This window comes from Candidatus Sodalis endolongispinus, assembly GCF_018777395.1.
Taxonomy (GTDB): domain Bacteria; phylum Pseudomonadota; class Gammaproteobacteria; order Enterobacterales; family Enterobacteriaceae; genus Sodalis_B; species Sodalis_B endolongispinus.
Genome location: NZ_JAFJYC010000001.1, coordinates 1,444,070 through 1,464,457 on the forward strand (window position 1 = coordinate 1,444,070; position 20,388 = coordinate 1,464,457).

The window sequence follows — 20,388 nt, forward strand, 5'->3', positions numbered from 1 at the left end:
CTTCGACAGATTAAGGAGATACTTGCTGTTTAGCACATCGCCAGAAATGACAACGCCGGCATTTCGCGTCATTCACCCGCCGGCGATATTACTTTTGGCTAAGTAGAAATTTCACGACATCGGCGAATTGTTTGGTATAAGCGTCCATAGACGACATATCCAGCCCATCGTTTTTCACCATATATTTGCCGTTGACAAACATCGCCGGCACGCCGCGCAACTGCAGGTCGGTGGCCGCTTTTTCCTGCTGCACGACCAGCGATTTCACGACAAAACTGTTCCAGGCGGAATCATACTCTTGTGCGCTAACGCCCGCTTTGACAAACGCCGCGCGGATATCGTCCGGCGTTTGTAGGGTTTGCGTTTTTTGCAGACCATCAAACAGCAGCGGACTGACTTTATCTTCCACGCCCAGCGCCATGGCTACCGCCCAGGCCTGAGTCAGCTGTTTGCCCATTGGCCCCAGAAAATCCACATGGTATTTGGTTATTTTGGTGCCGGCCTGCAGCGCTTTTCTCACCGTGCTGGAGATGTGATAAACCTGCTCGAATTGATAACAATGCGAACAATAAAACGAGAAAAATTCCAGCACTTGGGGTTCACTGGTCACCGGCTTGTCGAGTTGGACATATTGCTGACCTTCAGTGAATTGCGCGGCCGATGCACTGAACGCCAACGCGATACCCACCAACGCAAACCATATTTTTTTCATAAATAGTGTCTCTCCAAATGAATAACTTAGGCTTAAAACAATCAATATACCGGCATCAGCTGCAACGGCGGCTGTTGCAATAGCGCCGCCTGTTCAATAAATAGCGCGGTTTGTTGCGACCAGAATTCTCCTTCAACCATCCACGGAAAACTGCGCGGAAACGCCGGGTCGTCCCAGCGACGGCTAACCCAGGCGAGATAATGGATCATCCGCATTGCCCGTAGCGGCTCAATCAGGACCAATTCCCGGGAATCGAAGTCCATAAATTCAGCATAGGCGTCCAGCAGCAGCGACAGCTGATACAGTCTGTCGCGGCGATCGCCGTTAAGCAGCATCCAGAAATCCTGGATGGCCGGACCATTGCGGGCATCGTCCAGATCAACAAATGTCGGACCGTCACGCCACAATATATTACCGGCGTGCAAATAGCCATGCAGACGCAGCGGCCGCCAATCGGTGTTCCACACCGCATGCACCTGCGCTATCAACTGATCACAGGCTTGTAAAAATATCGCTTTCTGCCGGACAGCAATCAGAGTGCTATTTTCCAGCTCGCGACGCGGCTGCGTCAGATATTCTTCCAATCCCATGGTGGGTCGCACACTAAAGCAGCGACTGCCGTTGTGTCGGTGAATACGGCCGAGAAAGCGCCCTACCCATTCCAGCTGCTCATCGTTATCCTGCTCGAAGGCACGGCCGCCAACGCTGGGAAACAGGGAAAAATAATAGCCAAGATAGTGGTGTAGCGTCGCATTATGAATAACAAGCGGCGCCACCACCGGTATTTCGGCTGCCGCGAGCTCATGCGCCAGCTGGTGCTCTTCCAGAATTTGCTCGGCACTCCAGCGCTCGGGGCGATAAAATTTCACCACATAGCGCTGTTTGTCTTCGTCCAGAAACTGATAGACGCGATTTTCATAGCTGTTCAGAGCGGTTAAGCCAGAATCAACGACGATCCCCGTCTGTTGCAGGGCGTCCATGATCAAATCGGGCATTAATGCCTGGAAATTGAATCCTGTGCTCATAATCTGCCGTTGCAACATGTAATCGTTAGAAAAAAATGACGGCCCGGTGCGACCCACGCATAAAGAGTCTCATCAACTCGGCTTACTCCTTAATAATTCAGCGGGCGCGCAAGATGGCCGTTTTGAAGTCTTCTTCATAATCTTTCGCCAGGCCAGGAATAGCGGCCGTTTTATCGCTGCCGCGCATTTTTAAATGATAGATCATGATATCATCGGTCAGGCCGTTCAGATCACCCTGATAACCAGCCTCCTGCGCCAGCTTTTGCAGAAATTGTACCAGGTTAAGATCAGGCTCTTGTTGCCAGGCGGGGTGCAACAACTCCACTAATTCATTAACGCGATGGCATTTCATAACACATTCCTTAGTTATCGTCTGACAGTACTGTAGCAAGATTCGCGAACGGGGATAAACAGCATTATCCTGCATTCGCTAAAACATTGTATCCTAATATGAAGAGTAATCCCTACGTCATAGAATTTCATCCTGAAGAGAGCCATGACAACCAACGGCATTACCGTCGTGATCCTGGCGGGTGGACTCTCGACGCGAATGGGCGGTGAAGATAAGGGTCTGCTGCAAATCAATCACAAGACATTATACCGTTACGTGGACGATCGCCTCGCGCCGCAGGTCGCTTCGCTGATGATTAACGGCAATCGTCACGAGATCATATATCGGCAAAGTGGCTTACGGGTGTGGTAGCGGATACCTTTCCCGGTTTTGCCGGGCCGTTGGCCGGGATGCTGACAGGTTTAAACCTTGCCGGTAGCGAGTGGGTTGCGTTTGTCCCTTGTGATGTGCCGGTGTTTCCGCAGGATTTGGTGGCGCGGCTGTGGGCGAATCGACAGCAGGCCCCGGCGGCTTTTGCCTGTGATGACAGCCATGACCATCCCACGTTTACGCTACTGCATCGCTCTTTGGCACCGGATCTGGAAGCGTTTTTGCAACGCGGGGGCGGCGGGTAAGACTTTTTCTCTCTGCTGTCCCGTCAAAGCGGGTAGTGTTTAACGTTTCCCCACCTTATTTCATGAATCTTAATACGCCGCAGGATCTTGCCCTGTGGACACACGGACTGCTGCCATGAGCCTTTCCCCCTTCCCTTGCTGGCCGTTGCCGCTTATAGCGGCACCGGTAAAACCACCCTTTTTCAGCAGCTCATCCCGCTGCTTGACCAATACGGTCTGCGCGTCGGTATCATCAAGCATACCCATCATAAAATGGATGTGGATACGCCCAGCAAAGACAGCTATATGTTACGCAAGGCCGGTGCGCGGCAGACGATGGTGGCGAGTTCAACGCGCTGGGCGTTGATGACTGAAAACGTGCCGGCGCAGATGCCTTCCTTGGCGTGGCTGGCCGAACAAATGGATCCATCGCTGCTCGATCTGATTCTGGTGGAGGGCTTCAAGCATGAGTCGGTCAATAAGATCGCTCTCCATCGTTCTGCTACCGGTCAGGATTGGCGCACGCTGATCGACAGCCATGTTATAGCGATAGCCAGCAATGTGCGGCTGGACAGCGCGCTACCGCAGCTGGATATTAATCAACCCGCCGATATTGCTCGCTTTATCGTCGATTGGCTCGCACACGCCTAAGCCTGTATACGCGTTATCGTGTCAGCCAACCGGCACCTGTGCTACGTTGCCGCTTATTGATTGAGCGGCTCTGTGTCCCTGTCGCCCTGAGTATCGTTCGTGTCGCGACGTTTTTGGCTGCGCCTTCCCCCTTGTAACGCTCATCAACCGAGGGATCCTATCGCGGCCGGCTGCCCCGTTTGTTGCGCCTCAATTGCAGTGTTGGTGCGCTATTCGCTTGTCTGTCGCTTGTCGACCAGCGGGCGCACTGCCTGTTGCGGCGCCGGCCCGCCGTGGCCCACAAAAACAAAAAGCCCCTGCTGACGCAGAGGGCTCGTTGAACCTGCTTGTCACCCCGTGCTGACCCGGTGCGACGTATTGGATGCCTGGCAGCTCCCTACTCTCGCATGGGGAGACCCCACACTACCATCGGCGCTACGGCGTTTCACTTCTGAGTTCTGCATGGGGTCAGGTGGGACCACCGCGCTAGTGCCGCCAGGCAAATTCTCTCTCCGTGCCGCTCCCGCCGCACAGACTGCTCTTGCCGCCCGACCATCACTTGCGTGACCGTCGGGCATTATCCGGAACATCGCTGATATCGTCTCGTCTCTTGCGTTTTTGACGTCAACGTTCGCTTTCGCTCTCGTCTCGCACACGCTCTCAAACAGCTCAGGTGTTGTAAGGTTAAGTCTCACGGGTCATTAGTATCGGTTAGCTCAACGTCTCGCAGCGCTTACACACCCGACCTATCAACGTCATCGTCTTCAACGTCCCTTCAGGAGGCTCAAGGCCTCAGGGAAGACTCATCTCGAGGCAAGTTTCCCACTTAGATGCTTTCAGCGGTTATCTTTTCCGCACGTAGCTACCGGGCAATGCCATTGGCATGACAACCCGAACACCAGTGGTGCGTCCACTCCGGTCCTCTCGTACTAGGAGCAGCCCCTCTCAATCTTCCAGCGCCCACGGCAGATAGGGACCGAACTGTCTCACGACGTTCTAAACCCAGCTCGCGTACCACTTTAAATGGCGAACAGCCATACCCTTGGGACCTACTTCAGCCCCAGGATGTGATGAGCCGACATCGAGGTGCCAAACACCGCCGTCGATATGAACTCTTGGGCGGTATCAGCCTGTTATCCCCGGAGTACCTTTTATCCGTTGAGCGATGGCCCTTCCATGCAGAACCACCGGATCACTAAGACCTGCTTTCGCACCTGCTCGAGCCGTCACTCTCGCAGTCAAGCTAGCTTATGCCTTTGCACTAACCTCACGATGTCCGACCGTGATTAGCTAACCTTCGTGCTCCTCCGTTACACTTTGGGAGGAGACCGCCCCAGTCAAACTACCCACCAGACACTGTCCTCGGCCCGGATAACGGGCCTGAGTGAGAACATCAAACATTAAAGGGTGGTATTTCAAGGTTGGCTCCATGCAGACTGGCGTCCACACTTCAAAGCCTCCCACCTATCCTACACATCAAGGCTCAATGTTCAGTGTCAAGCTATAGTAAAGGTTCACGGGGTCTTTCCGTCTTGCCGCGGGTACACCGCATCTTCACGGCGAGTTCAATTTCACTGAGTCTCGGGTGGAGACAGCCTGGCCATCATTACGCCATTCGTGCAGGTCGGAACTTACCCGACAAGGAATTTCGCTACCTTAGGACCGTTATAGTTACGGCCGCCGTTTACCGGGGCTTCGATCAAGAGCTTCTCCTTACGGATAACCCCATCAATTAACCTTCCGGCACCGGGCAGGCGTCACACCGTATACGTCCACTTTCGTGTTTGCACAGTGCTGTGTTTTTAATAAACAGTTGCAGCCAGCTGGTATCTGCGACTGGCTTCAGCTCGGGGCGCAAGGCCCTCCACCTACGTGACAGCGTGCCTTCTCCCGAAGTTACGGCACCATTTTGCCTAGTTCCTTCACCCGAGTTCTCTCAAGCGCCTGGGTATTCTCTACCTGACCACCTGTGTCGGTTTGGGGTACGATTCGATGTGACCTGGAGCTTAGAGGCTTTTCCTGGAAGCGTAGCATCAATTCCTTCACCACCGTGGTGGCTCGTCATTACGCCTCAGTGTTATGAAAGAGCGGATTTGCCTGCTCTTTCCACCTGCACGCTTGAACCGGGACAACCGTCGCCCGGCGAACCTAGCTTTCTCCGTCCCCCCTTCGCAGTCACACCCAGTACAGGAATATTAACCTGTTTCCCATCGACTACGCCTTTCGGCCTTGCCTTAGGGGTCGACTCACCCTGCTCCGATTAACGTTGAACAGGAACCCTTGGTCTTCCGGCGAGCGGGCTTTTCACCCGCTTTATCGTTACTTATGTCAGCATTCGCACTTCTGATACCTCCAGCAGCCATCACAGGCCACCTTCGCAGGCTTACAGAACGCTCCCCTACCCAACGGACGTATCCTTAAAACGCCTGGCCCGTGTCCGGCTGTCGCCGACTCAACGGGAATGTGGCTTGCACGCGCCGGCTCGCCGTCGCGTGAAGCGTTTTAAGTGATACGTCCGCTGCCGCAGCTTCGGTGCATGGTTTAGCCCCGTTACATCTTCCGCGCAGGCCGACTCGACCAGTGAGCTATTACGCTTTCTTTAAATGATGGCTGCTTCTAAGCCAACATCCTGGCTGTCTGGGCCTTCCCACATCGTTTCCCACTTAACCATGAATTTGGGACCTTAGCTGGCGGTCTGGGTTGTTTCCCTCTTCACGACGGACGTTAGCACCCGCCGTGTGTCTCCCGTGATAACATTCTACGGTATTTGCAGTTTGCATCGGGTTGGTAATCCGGGATGGACCCCTAGCCGAAACAGTGCTCTACCCCCGTAGATGACTTCACGAGGCGCTACCTAAATAGCTTTCGGGGAGAACCAGCTATCTCCCGGTTTGATTGGCCTTTCACCCCCAGCCACAAGTCATCCGCTAATTTTTCAACATTAGTCGGTTCGGTCCTCCAGTTAGTGTTACCCAACCTTCAACCTGCCCATGGCTAGATCACCGGGTTTCGGGTCTATACCCTGCAACTAGACGCCCAGTTAAGACTCGGTTTCCCTGCGGCTCCCCTATACGGTTAACCTTGCTACAGAATATAAGTCGCTGACCCATTATACAAAAGGTACGCAGTCACACCCCAAAGGATGCTCCCACTGCTTGTACGTACACGGTTTCAGGTTCTATTTCACTCCCCTCGCCGGGGTTCTTTTCGCCTTTCCCTCACGGTACTGGTTCACTATCGGTCAGTCAGGAGTATTTAGCCTTGGAGGATGGTCCCCCCATCTTCAGACAGGATATCACGTGTCCCGCCCTACTCATCGAGCTCACAACAAGCGCACCTTCGGATACGGGGCTATCACCCTCTGTCGCCGGACTTTCCAGACCGTTCTCCTGATGCGCAAGCTGATGATGGCTCTGGGCTGTTCCCCGTTCGCTCGCCGCTACTGGGGGAATCTCGGTTGATTTCTTTTCCTCAGGGTACTGAGATGTTTCAGTTCCCCTGGTTCGCCTCGTTAAGCTATGGATTCACTTAACGATGATGCAACGAATTGCACCGGGTTTCCCCATTCGGACATCGCCGGCTGATAACGCTTCATATCAGCTCACCGGCGCTTTTCGCAGATTAGCACGTCCTTCATCGCCTCTGACTGCCTAGGCATCCACCGTGTACGCTTAGTCACTTAACCTCACAACCCTGAGCTGTCTGCACCTTGTCCGACAGGCTGCACGACCGAAATCCGGCGTTGCGCGGTACTCGGCATCCTCATGGACATACAGTCCACCGCGGTGCCTGCGTGCCGTGCGCCTGGGCTTTCAGCCGTTCGCGCCGTCTCGCTCGAGTATCGCCATACAGGCGAGACCCGGCGTAGTCTGCGAAGACCGCGCGGAGACAACAGTGCCTGTCGCGCTACAGTGATAACGCTTACGCGTTATCTCAGGTTTGCTTACTTCGTTTGAGAGACTCGCATACTGAGTTTGCACTTCAGCATGTGTTTCAAATTTTCAGCTTGTTCCGGATTGTTAAAGAGCGGTATTTCGCAGCTCGCTTGATAAACGCGCTCTGAAATAAAAAGCAAAGTGGCGTCCCCTAGGGGGTTCGAACCCCTGTTACCGCCGTGAAAGGGCAGTGTCCTAGGCCACTAGACGAAGGGGACACGAAAACGCGGGCAACGTATCGCATGACTTTTACGCGGCAGAGACCGCTTTAAGTCAGGTAACCCTGACCGCAAAAGCGCCGTTAACGTCGTCGCCCAGCCGCCGATAGCTTTACCCCCGTTCGCCAGGCGAACAGGAAAAAGCCGCCGACGGGCTGCTTTGCTCGTGACAGTTATCAGACAATCTGTGTGGACACGTCACTTAACGTATCGTTTTGATAAGGAGGTGATCCAACCGCAGGTTCCCCTACTGTTACCTTGTTACGACTTCACCCCAGTCATGAATCACAAAGTGGTAAGCGCCCTCCCGAAGGTTAAGCTACCTACTTCTTTTGCAACCCACTCCCATGGTGTGACGGGCGGTGTGTACAAGGCCCGGGAACGTATTCACCGTGGCATTCTGATCCACGATTACTAGCGATTCCGACTTCATGGAGTCGAGTTGCAGACTCCAATCCGGACTACGACGCACTTTATGAGGTCCGCTGACTCTCGCGAGATCGCTTCTCTTTGTATGCGCCATTGTAGCACGTGTGTAGCCCTACTCGTAAGGGCCATGATGACTTGACGTCATCCCCACCTTCCTCCGGTTTATCACCGGCAGTCTCCTTTGAGTTCCCGACCGAATCGCTGGCAACAAAGGATAAGGGTTGCGCTCGTTGCGGGACTTAACCCAACATTTCACAACACGAGCTGACGACAGCCATGCAGCACCTGTCTCAGAGTTCCCGAAGGCACCAAAGCATCTCTGCTTAGTTCTCTGGATGTCAAGAGTAGGTAAGGTTCTTCGCGTTGCATCGAATTAAACCACATGCTCCACCGCTTGTGCGGGCCCCCGTCAATTCATTTGAGTTTTAACCTTGCGGCCGTACTCCCCAGGCGGTCGATTTAACGCGTTAGCTCCGAAAGCCACGGCTCAAGGCCACAACCTTCAAATCGACATCGTTTACAGCGTAGACTACCAGGGTATCTAATCCTGTTTGCTCCCCACGCTTTCGTACCTGAGCGTCAGTCTTCGTCCAGGGGGCCGCCTTCGCCACCGGTATTCCTCCAGATCTCTACGCATTTCACCGCTACACCTGGAATTCTACCCCCCTCTACGAGACTCTAGCCTGCCAGTTTCAAATGCAGTTCACAGGTTAAGCCCGGGGATTTCACATCTGACTTAACAGACCGCCTGCGTACGCTTTACGCCCAGTAATTCCGATTAACGCTTGCACCCTCCGTATTACCGCGGCTGCTGGCACGGAGTTAGCCGGTGCTTCTTCTGCGGGTAACGTCAATCGATAGCGCTATTAACGCCACCGCCTTCCTCCCCGCTGAAAGTGCTTTACAACCCGAAGGCCTTCTTCACACACGCGGCATGGCTGCATCAGGGTTTCCCCCATTGTGCAATATTCCCCACTGCTGCCTCCCGTAGGAGTCTGGACCGTGTCTCAGTTCCAGTGTGGCTGGTCATCCTCTCAGACCAGCTAGGGATCGTCGCCTAGGTGAGCCATTACCCCACCTACTAGCTAATCCCATCTGGGTTCATCCGATGGTGTGAGGCCCGAAGGTCCCCCACTTTGGTCTTGCGACGTTATGCGGTATTAGCTACCGTTTCCAGTAGTTATCCCCCGCCATCGGGCAGATCCCCAGACATTACTCACCCGTCCGCCGCTCGCCGGCAAAGAAGCAAGCTTCTTCCCGCTGCCGCTCGACTTGCATGTGTTAGGCCTGCCGCCAGCGTTCAATCTGAGCCATGATCAAACTCTTCAATTAAAAGCTTGATGCTCAAAGAATTAAAACCGGTATTCATAAGAATATTCGTTGTTCACTCTTCAAGACTCGATATTTCGTGTATCGATATCGTCTTGTGAGTGCCCACACAGATTGTCTGATAAATTGTTAAAGAGCAGTGCCGGGAGGCTGTTTTCTCGACCGGCGCGGGCGGCGTATATTACGCCTTCCTCTTACAGAGTCAAGCTTTTATTCTCCCGTAGCGGGCTGCCTGCCTCTGGCTGAGCCGGTGCGCCGCAGCGACTGTTCCCGGTCAGCAGAGGCGCATTATAGGGCCTGGACGGCCGGTGACAAGTGCTAATTACAACTTTTGCGCCGAGTGGCGATAAATTAAACGAAGCGCCTAATTTCCATGGCCCGATTAACGGTCTGACGTTGGTTTTCAGTCGAGTCCGATGCCGATGCGCTAAAGAACCTTATGCCCTTATGCCCTTATTCCTTTATCACCATATTCCCTTATCACCCTATTGCGTCATTCCATTATTCCCTTGTTCGCATATTCCCAAATTGCTCGCCGGCCATCATTTTCCGCCGCCGGGGCAATGCCACGGTCGACTGACATCGGACTCGCGAAAGGAAAGGCAATGACGCGCGGCGAGATAGCAGCATCGGGGGTGATTAAAGCGTAAGCTTTCCCAATGAGCCGAAACCATAGCGCGTCAGTGCCGGCATCAACGCTACCGCCTGCGGTGTGGTGGCAAGGCAATAGGCTTTATTCGGTCCCGTTTCGCCCTGCAGGCTGCTCACATCCATATCATGCTCCACCAGCCAGGCCGCGCGGCGAGCAATGGCCGAACCGGAATCGACCAGACGGGTGCCTTCCGGCAGTACCGCCTGTAACTCTTGGCTCAACAAAGGGAAGTGGGTACAGCCCAGCACAACCGTGTCAGGCGGCTCCGCTGCCCTCAACCAGGGGCGCAGAAGTTTGCGCAACACCGGCAGCGGCACCATTTCGCCGTGCAGTTTGGCTTCCGCCATATCCACCAGTTCGGCCGTCCCCAACTGCAGGATTTGGCAATCGCCGGCGTATTGATTAATGAGATCGTGGGTGTAGCTGCGCTGTACGGTTGCGCGGGTCGCCAGCAACCCGACGATACCATTACGGGTGAGTCGGGCCGCCGGTTTGATCGCCGGTACCACGCCGATAATCGGGCAGGGGAAACACTCACGCAGCGCCTGCAGGGAAATGGTGCTGGCGGTATTGCAGGCAACAATGACCAAATCAATCTTATGCAGTTGCCACATCGCACCGACAATGGCGACGCCCCTGTCGACAATGAACTGCTCCGGTTTCTCCCCATAAGGGAAAGCCTCATTGTCAAATACGTACAAATAATGGGCATTAGGCAACGTTTGCCTGACTTCATCATAAATCGACATGCCCCCCACACCAGAGTCAAAAACAAGAATGGTGGGCCGTTTGACGACGCTGCCGTCAGAAAGCATAGGTTCCGGTGAGATAGAATTCCCGCCCTGCAGTCGGGTAGCCATAAGCTGTCTCATAATTTTTATCGAACACATTGGCCAGTCTACCACGAACCGTCAACCGGGTTGTCAGCGGATATGACGCCGCAATATCCCAAAGACTGACCCCGCCCAACCGTACGCGTTGATTGGTGTTGTAATTAGTGTCCCAACTCTGCCCCAAATAACGGTAATTCAGTGACCAATCGATATTGGCCACCAGCCAGTCCAACTGGTATTTCACCTGCTGTTTCGCGCGGCGGGCCAATATTTCGTTGGTCTTGGCATCACGCGGATCGAGATATTCCAGTGTCACCTGATGGGACAGCACCCCGGTGGTAAACGAGCCGGTCCATTCCATCCCTTCAATGCGCGCCTTGCCGATATTGTAATAAGCGTCCTCGCCGCTATCCCACGCAATCATATCGTCGATATCGTTGCGATAGGCCGTTAACCGCCAATCAAGCGGGCCGGTCAAGCCTTCAATCCCGCCTTCCCATTGCTTGCTCTGCTCGGGATTGAGCTGCGCATTGCCGCCATACGCGCTGTAAAGCTGGCCGAGATTGGGTGCCTTATACGCGGTGCCATAAGACAACAGGAGTTGATAGCCTTCGACCACTTCCCAGGCGGCGCTGCCCTGCCATGTACCGTGCCAGCCAAACTGCGAATTATCGTCCTCTCTGGCCGCCCCCTCAAGGGTGACAGGACCGTATAATTGCTGCACCGTGGCATACAGACCGGTATTGCGCTGTTCGTAGCCATCAGTGAGATAATTGGTGCCGGGCTCGGTAGTTTGCTTCTGCCAATCCACCCCGGCGCTGGCGGTGCCGTGGGTGATATGCAGCGTGTTTCCCCATTGCAGATAATACTGCTGGGAATCATCCAGCGTGGCGGAATCCGCATAGGGTCCATAGCGAGGATCGTAATTGTAGTCTTTGGTATGGTTGTAGCTGAAAGACAATTGGGACGCATAGATCCCCTGCTGAAAGCGCAGGCCGGTGTCCCAGCCAGGTGCGGCTGTAGAGCTGGCGGGTATCCGGCAGCGCATCCGGGTGATTGAAGTCGCTATAAGAATAGGTACCGTTGTAGGCGCTGCGGTTGCTGAAACCATAGGTGCGGGCAAACCCGCCGAACCGATCGTTGAAGCGATGTTCCAGCCCGGCGTACAAGGTTTTACTCATAAAACCATCGCGATCGGGCTGTGCCGGATCGCCGTAGGTATCCGGCAAGTTGGCCCGAACATCGAATCCGCGGGTATAGGTGTAATTACCCGCCAGAGTGGCGGTGGTATCCTCTCCCAACTGCTGGCGGGTAGCGCCATCATAGGTCTGATAACCGTGGGAGCCCATGCCGGCGCTGAGCGTGCTGCCGTTCTGCTCTCGGGTAGTAATAATATTGACCACACCGCCAATCGCATCCGAGCCGTAGACCGCCGAGCGCGGTCCGCGGATATATTCAATGCGCTGTACCAGTGCGATGGGGATCTGTCTGAGATCGGATGAGCCGGAAATGCCCGCCTGATTCATGCGCACGCCGTCGATTAAGACCAGCGCATGGCTGGCGTTCGTACCGCGAATAAACAGCGAGCTTTGTTGACCGAGACCGCCGTTCTGACCGATGTCCACCCCGGGCAACCGGCTTAGCGCCTCGGCCACCGATTTGATCTGCCCGCGGTCGATATCGTCGCGGGTGACCACGCTGACCGGCGCCAGTACCGTGGAAACGGGTTGCGGGAAACGGTTCGCGGAGACTATTAGCGCATTGCCGCCGTCGGCCTGCGTTGCGCCAGTCTCTTGCCCCCAGCCGGAAAAAGCCGTGACGGAGAGCATCACCAGCACGGTCGTTTTTGTATTAAACATCTTTCGCATCCAATCGATTGGCAGGACGCCGCGGGCGACAGGTACCGGACGCCGGTGGCGGACCTTGAGCAGGCGACGGAAAACCGGCCATGTATTGGCCGAACAATAATCCTACCGTCCCGGTTATAAACGTGTCCAGGAAACAAATGCACCTAAACAATGACAGGCGACAAAACTGGACATTAACGGTTTATTCCCTACAATCCCGGGCAAAAGCGGTAATGACCGCCCGACCAGCAGGAAACGACCATGACGCCAGAGACGTTACCCATTAGACAGTATGAACAGCAGCTGGCGGAAAAAGCGGAACGTCTGGGGCAGATGATGCTGCCTTTCCAGGCGCCCGAGGCGCAAATTTTCCGCTCACAACCCTCGCATTATCGCATGCACGCCGAATTTCGAGTCTGGCATGATGAGGATGACCTGTATCACATCATGTTCGATCCGCAGACCAAAGCGCGGATCCGCATCGATCATTTCATGCCCGGCAGTCCGCTCATCAATGTGCTGATGACCGAAATGATGACGGCCATACGCCCGGAACCCCTGTTGCGCGCCAAACTGTTCCAAATAGACTATCTCACGACGCAGAGCGGTGAGGCGGTGGTTACCCTCATCTATCACCGGCCGCTGGACGACGCCTGGCGCGAGTGCGCCGCAGGCCTGCGTGACGCCCTGCGCGCGCGCGGCTATCACATCCAGTTCATCGGTCGCGCCAGCAAGACCAAAATTTGCCTGGATCACGATTATGTCGACGAGCGTTTGACCGTCGCCGGCCGCACGCTCATTTACCGGCAAATCGAGAACAGCTTTACCCAGCCCAATGCCGGAGTCAATATACACATGCTGGAATGGGCGCTGGCGGCCACCGAAGGCGCGCAGGGGGACTTACTGGAGCTTTACTGCGGCAACGGCAATTTTTCGCTGGCGCTAGCGCGTCACTTCGACCGGGTGCTTGCCACCGAAATCGCCAAGCCGTCGGTGGAGGCCGCGCACTATAACATCGCCGCAAATCACATCGATAATGTGCAGATAGTCCGTATGTCGGCTGAGGAGTTTACCCAGGCGATGCGCAAAGAGCGGGAGTTTACCCGTCTTAAGGCGATTGATTTACAGAGCTACCGTTGCGAAACGATTTTCGTTGACCCGCCGCGTAGCGGGCTGGACGAAGCGACGGTCAGCATGGTGCAGGCGTATCCCCGGATCCTGTATATCTCCTGCAACCCTGATTCTCTGTGCCGCAACCTTGCCACGCTGTCGAACACCCACACTATCGAGCGGCTGGCGCTGTTTGATCAGTTCCCCTACACCCACCATATGGAATGTGGCGTGTTGCTGGTGCGCAAGGCGACGGCGGTTTGAGCCGTCGGCGCCCGGCCTGAATCAGGTATCAGTCGTATTCATCGCCGTCCGCTTGCGTGCGGCGCAGGATTTTCAGCCGCCGGCCAATCCACAACACCAGCACCACCGCCAGAATTGACGGTACGAAATTGGAGCCGATTGCGGGATATTCGGCGCGGACAACCGCGCTGTACAATAACAGCCCAAGCAGAAAATTCGCCGCCACCAGCAGCGGATAACCAGGCGGCATGGCACTTTGGTGATAACGATGATGCAGGCAGTGCAACGCCAGGGCCAGCGCAATCGGCGGGAAGAACGAAAAAAGCACAATGGCGCTAAAAAGCGCGGTGAAACTGCCGTTAAGGGACAAGCCCGCAATCAGTGCCAACAGCAGTGTGCCTTTCTCTGCAATGGGGTGTTGGGTCATCTGTTACCTGCCATTATTCTCAGTAAGGGTCAGCGCTTTTTCCTGCTCGCGACGGTACCAATAAAAAGCCCCTTTGGAAATCATGCGCAGCTGCAGCACCAGCCGCTCTTCCAGCTGGCGGCGCTGCTCTAGATCGACATCCAGCGCCTCGGCGCCGGCATTAAACACGATGATGACCATCGCCTCCGCCTGCGCTTCGGTAAAACTGCGCGGCATATGGTTCTCGATTTCCAAATAATCGGCCAGTTCGGCGATGAAATGCTGGATTTCCCGCGCCACCGCGGCGCGGAAGGCGCTGGAGGTGCCGGAACGTTCACGCAGCAGCAGGCGGAAAGCGTTGGGATTATTACCAATAAATTCCATAAACGTAGCCACCGAGGTGCGGATCACGCTGCCACCCTTGGCGATACGCTGACGCGCCTGGCGCATCAGCTGGCGCAACATCAGGCCGCTTTCGTCCACCATGGTGAGGCCCAACTCATCCACATCGCGAAAATGGCGGTAAAATGAGGTGGGTGCAATACCGGCTTGGCGGGCGACTTCACGCAGGCTCAGGCTAGCGAAACTGCGTTCAGCGCTCAACTGGCTGAAGGCCGCCTCAATGAGCGAACGCCGGGTTCGCTCTTTTTGTTGCGCTCTGACGCCCATATAAACCATCCAGCCTCGCCATTAATGTAGAAAAACAACTATATCAAAATTTGTTGCAACAGCGTTGATACAAACTGTGTATTTTAACGTCCCAAACGCCCTGGTACCAACCTTGACCGTCCCCGTGGGCGCGAAGGGACGATCCGTGCGATTACCCTCCGCCCGCTACGTTGACAATTGGGATATGCGGGCGTTGATGTTACAATTAGGTTGTTAATTTGTACTTATCGGGTTGGGGCAGCTATGCAAGCGAAGTACGATTACGATGCCATTATTATCGGTTCCGGTCCCGGCGGCGAAGGCGCCGCCATGGGGTTGACCAAGCGGGGCGCGCGCGTCGCGGTCATTGAGCGCTATGACAACGTCGGCGGCGGCTGTACCCATTGGGGCACCATACCCTCCAAAGCGCTGCGCCAGGCGGTCAGCCGGATTATTGAAGTTAATCAGAGCCCGCTGCACGGTAATACCCGCCTGCCCCACACCGGTTTCGCCGATATTTTGCGTCATGCCGATCAGGTCATAAAGCAGCAAACCCACATGCGCCAGGGTTTTTACGAGCGCAACCACTGCCAAATCTTTACCGGCGAGGCCAGCTTCGTCGATGAACACCGGGTGCAGATCCACTACGGCGATAACACGACCGAAACCCTCAGCGCGGAAAACATCGTTATCGCCTGCGGCTCCCGGCCCTATCACCCGCAAGATGTGGATTTCGACCATCCGCGTGTCTATGACAGCGACTCTATCCTCGATCTCAAGCACGATCCCCACCATGTCATTATCTACGGCGCCGGCGTCATCGGTTGCGAGTACGCCTCGATTTTCCGCGGCATGAACGTCAAGGTGGATCTGATTAATACCCGGGATCGGCTGCTGGCGTTCCTCGATCAGGAGATGTCCGACGCCTTGTCCTATCATTTCTGGGAAAACGGGGTAGTTATTCGCCACAATGAGGAATACGAAGAAATCAAAGGGCTCGAGGACGGCGTCGAGGTGCGTTTCCGCTCCGGCAAGCGCATGAAAGCCGATTGCCTGCTCTACGCCAATGGCCGCACCGGCAATATCGATACGCTCAAGCTGGACAATGTCTTGCTGGAAGCGGACAGCCGCGGCCTTATCAAGGTCAACAGCATGTATCAGACCGCCGCCCGCCATATTTACGCGGTCGGCGATGTGATTGGCTACCCCAGCCTGGCCTCCGCGGCTTATGATCAGGGCCGTATCGCCGCGCAGGTGATCATCAAAGGCCAGGCCAATGTGCAGCTGATTGAAAATATTCCCACCGGCATTTATACCATTCCCGAAATCAGCTCTGTCGGCAAAACCGAGCAAGAGCTCACGGCATTGAAGATCCCGTATGAAGTCGGACGCGCGCAGTTCAAACATCTGGCGCGGGCGCAAATCGTCGGCATGAATGTCGGTAGCCTGAAATTGTTATTTCACCGCGAGACGAAGCAGATCCTAGGCATCCACTGTTTTGGCGAGCGCGCCGCCGAAATTATTCATATCGGCCAGGCCATCATGGAGCAGAAGGGGGAAGGCAATACTATCGAGTATTTCGTCAATACCACCTTCAATTATCCCACCATGGCGGAAGCCTACCGGGTGGCAGCGCTTAACGGCTTAAACCGCCTCTTTTAAGCCAGTGACCATGTAGGCTTGCATATGGCTGCGGATACTGTCCGCCAGTTGCTCATAGCGGGCACGCAGCGGTGAACCGGGGCGATACACCAGCGCAATGGTACGTTTCGGTTCCGGTTTGTAACAAGGGAGATAGCAAACGCCATCCCGCTTGCGCTCCCGCGGTACCGCCAGGGAGGGCAACAAGGTAATGCCGCTGCCCGCCGCCACCATATTGCGCAGGGTTTCCAGGCTGGTAGCGCGGAGATGGGTGTCTTCATCGGCACCGGCCTGGAAGCAAAACCCCATCGCCTGATCGCGCAAACAGTGGCCATCCTCCAGCATCAGCAGACGCTCGCCGGCCAGATCGGACATTGGCACCCGATCGCGATCCGCCCATGGATGATCGGCATAGATAGCCAACTGCATTGGTTCGTCAAACAAGGGCACCTCAATAAACGCTTCCGACTCCTTCACCAGCGCCAGAATGGCGCAGTCCAGCTTGCCGCTGTCGAGCTGCTGTAGCAGCTGGCTGGTTTGGGACTCATGCAAGTACATTTCCAGCTTGGGAAAGGTCTGGTGCAGCGTCGGAACAATATGCGGCAGCAGATACGGCCCCACGGTGTGGATAAGGCCGATATGGAGCGGCCCCGACATGGATTCTCCCTGCTGGCTGGCCATCTCGCGCAGAACTTTCACTTCCCGCAGCACCGTACGCGCCTGATCCACCAACAGCAGGCCGGCTTGGGTGAAAAGCACTTTACGGCTGGTTCGTTCCAACAGCATCACGCCCAATTCATCTTCCAGCTTGCGCACCTGTCCGCTGAGCGTGGGCTGACTGACATGGCAGGAGTCGGCGGCGCGTCGAAAATGACGATGCTCGGCCAGAGCCACCAAATATTCTAGATCGCGAATGTTCATCAATTCCTCCATCGACGCGATAGCCCGCGTCGATAGATAGAATAGCAATCAACGATTAACCCTATCAATAGCTAAAACCAATAATAATTTACGCCACAGGTTAATGGTGTCCCACTTCACCAATCTCATAAAATGACGGGAGAAAGTTACGGGTTAGGCAGGGAAAAGGTCCCGCAAGCGATATTCTCTGCCTATCCGAACGATCATTGGTTGAATGTATCAATGGATGCACCGTGCAGCGCGAACATTGGTTGAATGCACTAACGAATGCACCGTGCAGCGCGAACATTGGTTGAATGCACCAACGGATGCACCGTGCAGCGCGAACATTGGTTGAATGCATCAATGGATGCACCGTGCAGCGCGAACATAGGATGAATGCACTAATGGATGCACCGTGCAGCGCGAACATTAGTTGAATGCATCAATGGATGCGCCGTGCAGCGCGAAAAACGCTCAGCGTTTTGGTGGAAGACGCGGGCCGCCCGCAGCAGTAGCCTCTGCGGGCCAATGCCCGGCCACGCTGGACCCACGCGTCAATCCACCCACCTGCCCGTTCAAAGCATCCGGCAGGCGCCGCGCCGCGGGCTTTATGCCAGTCGCTGTTTTGCCACGGCGATAGCCTGGGCGATCTGCTCCGGCGCCACACCGCCTTTCGCTGCGCCAGACACGACGCCAGCGCCAGGATCGGATAGACATCATCGTTAATCACCGGACTGAAAGCCTGCAGTTGCGCCAGCGGTAGCGCTTCCAGGGGCACCCCCAGACGGATAGCTTCCACCACCGCCTCGCCGACAATATGGTGCGCTTCGCGAAATGGAATACCCCGCGCCACCAGGTAATCCGCCAGTTCGGTGGCGTTGGCATAACCCTGCTGCGCCGCTTCGCTGCAGCGCGGCGATTTCAGTTGGATCCCATCAAGCACCAGCGCCGCCATATGCAGACAGTCAAGCCAGGTATCCAGCGCGTCGAACAGCCCCTCTTTATCTTCCTGCATATCCTTGTTATAGGCCAACGGCAGGCCCTTCAACGTCATCATCATGCCGGTCAACGCGCCCTGCACTCGTCCGCATTTGCCGCGGATAAGCTCCAGCGCATCGGGGTTTTTCTTCTGCGGCATCAGCGACGAGCCGGAAGTAACGCGATCCGATAATTCGATGAAGCCCGCCTCGCCGGTATTAAAGAAAATCAAATCTTCGGCGAAGCGGGAAAGATGCACCATGCCAATCTCCGCATCCGACAGGAGTTCCAGAACATGATCGCGATCGGAAACGCTATCCAGACTATTACGGGTCGCAGAAGCAAAACCCAGCCAGCCGGCCAGCTTGTCGCGATCGATAGCATAGGCGGTACCGGCCAGCGCGCCGGCGCCGAGCGGGCTGACGTCCAGACGCGTCAACGTGTCGCGCAGGCGGCTTTCATCGCGGGCGAGCATTTCGCTATAGGCCAGACACCAGTGGGCGAAGGTAATGGGTTGCGCGCGCTGTAAATGGGTATAGCCGGGCATCACCACGTCCTGATGGGCCTAGGCGGTCATGACCAGCGCCTGCTGCAATAAATGTATCGCGCCAAGCAGATCGTTGACCTGCGCTTTACACCACAGCTTGAGATCGGTTGCCACCTGATCGTTTCGGCTGCGTCCGGTGTGCAACTTTTTGCCTAAATCGCCCACTTTATCAATCAAGCGCTGCTCTACCCAGCTATGGATATCTTCTGCATCGCTCATGAGGATGACTTCCGGCGCGGCGCGCACCTCCTCTAAGGTCACGTTAAGAGCATCTTCCAGCTGTTGCTGCTCCGTTTCGCTCAACACCCCTACGGTGACCAGCGCGCTGGACCAGGCCACGGAACCGACGATGTCCTGTTCAGCCAAACGGTAATCGAACCGCAGCGAGTCGTTAAAAGATTTAAAACGTTGATCCGCCGCCTGACTGAATCGTCCGCCCCAAAGTGCCATAACCTGCTCTCCTGAAAACGATGCTGACGCGCGCCATCGCGCGCGGTAAGGGTGCGTGCGCGGCCTCGTGCCGCGCCGTAAGAGGGTAAAACGAACCGGCCGGCGTCACGCTGCCGGCGAGGCCGGCAATCAGGCCAGTATACGGGTGCCGATGGCAACGCCGTTAAACAGCGCCGGCAGTTGCTCGGCGTGGCGCCAGCTGGCGATATCCACCGGTCTGCCCAGCGTGCGGGCCGCATCAAGCGCGGCGTTGACCTTCACTATCATACCGTCGGTGATGATCCCCTGCTCGATCAATTGCTCGGCTTTCTGGGCGGTCATTTCCGCGATGCGCTGGCCTTTGCCATCGAGGATCCCGCTGACGTCCGATAGCAAAATCAGGTCGGCGCCCAACGTAGCGGCCAGCGCGGTGGCCGCCTGATCGGCGTTAACGTTCATCAGTTCGCCGTCATGGGTCAACCCGATCGAGCTGATAACGGGCAAATAGCCCGCCGCCAACAGCGTCGACAGCAGCGCCGGCGAACCGGGGTGAGCATGGCCGACATGACCCAGCGCCGTATCAAGCGGCGTGACGTTCACGCTGTCGCCATCCCCCAGGCACAGTCCCACCGCATTGATGGCATGTTTTTTCGCCCACACCAGCAGCGTTTTATTGGCGGTACCGGACAGCGCGCCGGTAATAATCGCTATCTGATCCGCAGGCGTCACCCGCAGGCCGTTTTTCTTGACCACCGGCAGGGAAAGTTTATGCATCAACTCGTCCACCAGGCAACCGCCGCCGTGGACGATAAGCAAAGGACGCCGATGCTCGGCGCGATAACTGCCCAGCGCGGTAAACAAACGCTCCAGCGCCTCGTCGCTATCGAGCAAAACGCCGCCCAGTTTGATAATCAATCGATTCATTATG

The 20,388-nt window shown here is 55.8% G+C and carries 11 protein-coding genes, 1 tRNA gene, 3 rRNA genes and 3 pseudogenes; 4 read left to right on the forward strand and 14 right to left on the reverse strand.

The features are described 5' to 3' along the window. Window positions 1–88: 88 nt before the first annotated feature. From dsbA to JZM24_RS07030, 3 genes are all read right to left on the reverse strand, one after another. On the reverse strand, window positions 89–712 hold the full coding sequence (dsbA, locus tag JZM24_RS07020; RefSeq protein ID WP_215669150.1) for a thiol:disulfide interchange protein DsbA: 624 nt from the start codon (window positions 710–712) through the stop codon (window positions 89–91). A gap of 41 nt (window positions 713–753) precedes the next feature. Then, window positions 754–1,740, reverse strand: coding sequence for a serine/threonine protein kinase (locus tag JZM24_RS07025; protein ID WP_215670041.1), 987 nt, complete (start codon window positions 1,738–1,740; stop codon window positions 754–756). A 94-nt stretch (window positions 1,741–1,834) separates the two neighbouring features. Further along, the gene (locus JZM24_RS07030) at window positions 1,835–2,089 is read right to left on the reverse strand and encodes a YihD family protein (RefSeq protein WP_215669151.1); all 255 of its coding nucleotides are present in this window, start codon (window positions 2,087–2,089) and stop codon (window positions 1,835–1,837) included. Between the two features lie 144 nt (window positions 2,090–2,233). Here JZM24_RS07030 and mobA point away from each other — a divergent pair. Continuing rightward, window positions 2,234–2,822, forward strand: a pseudogene (mobA, locus tag JZM24_RS07035) (molybdenum cofactor guanylyltransferase MobA). A gap of 16 nt (window positions 2,823–2,838) precedes the next feature. Beyond that, window positions 2,839–3,333 (forward strand): molybdopterin-guanine dinucleotide biosynthesis protein MobB, encoded by a 495-nt coding sequence (gene mobB, locus JZM24_RS07040; protein WP_376775517.1) that lies wholly within the window; start codon window positions 2,839–2,841, stop codon window positions 3,331–3,333. A 363-nt stretch (window positions 3,334–3,696) separates the two neighbouring features. Here mobB and rrf read toward each other — a convergent pair. The 6 genes and pseudogenes from rrf to btuB all read right to left on the reverse strand — a co-directional run bounded on the left by rrf (window position 3,697) and on the right by btuB (window position 12,567). Continuing rightward, window positions 3,697–3,812, reverse strand: a 5S ribosomal RNA gene (rrf, locus tag JZM24_RS07045). Between the two features lie 180 nt (window positions 3,813–3,992). Continuing rightward, window positions 3,993–6,997 (reverse strand): 23S ribosomal RNA (locus JZM24_RS07050). Window positions 6,998–7,389: 392 nt separating this feature from the next. Continuing rightward, window positions 7,390–7,465, reverse strand: a tRNA-Glu gene (locus tag JZM24_RS07055). A gap of 219 nt (window positions 7,466–7,684) precedes the next feature. Further along, window positions 7,685–9,226 (reverse strand): 16S ribosomal RNA (locus JZM24_RS07060). Together the 16S, 23S and 5S rRNA genes with 1 tRNA gene alongside form the textbook arrangement of a ribosomal RNA operon. Window positions 9,227–9,862: 636 nt before the next feature. Further along, window positions 9,863–10,735, reverse strand: coding sequence for a glutamate racemase (murI, locus tag JZM24_RS07065; RefSeq protein ID WP_215669153.1), 873 nt, complete (start codon window positions 10,733–10,735; stop codon window positions 9,863–9,865). Then, window positions 10,680–12,567 (reverse strand): annotated as a pseudogene (gene btuB, locus JZM24_RS07070) (TonB-dependent vitamin B12 receptor BtuB). The gene murI and the pseudogene btuB overlap by 56 nt, the downstream one beginning before the upstream one ends. A gap of 249 nt (window positions 12,568–12,816) precedes the next feature. Here btuB and trmA point away from each other — a divergent pair. After that, on the forward strand, window positions 12,817–13,929 hold the full coding sequence (gene trmA / locus JZM24_RS07075; protein ID WP_215669154.1) for a tRNA (uridine(54)-C5)-methyltransferase TrmA: 1,113 nt from the start codon (window positions 12,817–12,819) through the stop codon (window positions 13,927–13,929). Window positions 13,930–13,957: 28 nt separating this feature from the next. Here trmA and JZM24_RS07080 read toward each other — a convergent pair whose 3' ends face one another. After that, window positions 13,958–14,335 (reverse strand): YijD family membrane protein, encoded by a 378-nt coding sequence (locus JZM24_RS07080; protein WP_215669155.1) that lies wholly within the window; start codon window positions 14,333–14,335, stop codon window positions 13,958–13,960. A 3-nt stretch (window positions 14,336–14,338) separates the two neighbouring features. After that, window positions 14,339–14,983, reverse strand: coding sequence for an HTH-type transcriptional repressor FabR (gene fabR / locus JZM24_RS07085; protein WP_074012463.1), 645 nt, complete (start codon window positions 14,981–14,983; stop codon window positions 14,339–14,341). A 243-nt stretch (window positions 14,984–15,226) separates the two neighbouring features. Here fabR and sthA point away from each other — a divergent pair, with 243 nt between their 5' ends. Next, window positions 15,227–16,624, forward strand: a complete 1,398-nt coding sequence (sthA, locus tag JZM24_RS07090) for a Si-specific NAD(P)(+) transhydrogenase (protein ID WP_215669156.1) — start codon at window positions 15,227–15,229, stop codon at window positions 16,622–16,624. Here sthA and oxyR read toward each other — a convergent pair. The 3 genes and pseudogenes from oxyR to argB all read right to left on the reverse strand — a co-directional run bounded on the left by oxyR (window position 16,607) and on the right by argB (window position 20,384). Continuing rightward, on the reverse strand, window positions 16,607–17,524 hold the full coding sequence (gene oxyR / locus JZM24_RS07095; RefSeq protein WP_215669157.1) for a DNA-binding transcriptional regulator OxyR: 918 nt from the start codon (window positions 17,522–17,524) through the stop codon (window positions 16,607–16,609). The two genes, sthA and oxyR, sit on opposite strands and share 18 nt — an antisense overlap. A gap of 590 nt (window positions 17,525–18,114) precedes the next feature. Further along, window positions 18,115–19,481: pseudogene (argH, locus tag JZM24_RS07100) on the reverse strand (argininosuccinate lyase). Between the two features lie 129 nt (window positions 19,482–19,610). Then, window positions 19,611–20,384, reverse strand: a complete 774-nt coding sequence (gene argB / locus JZM24_RS07105) for an acetylglutamate kinase (RefSeq protein WP_220098823.1) — start codon at window positions 20,382–20,384, stop codon at window positions 19,611–19,613. Window positions 20,385–20,388: the final 4 nt, after the last annotated feature.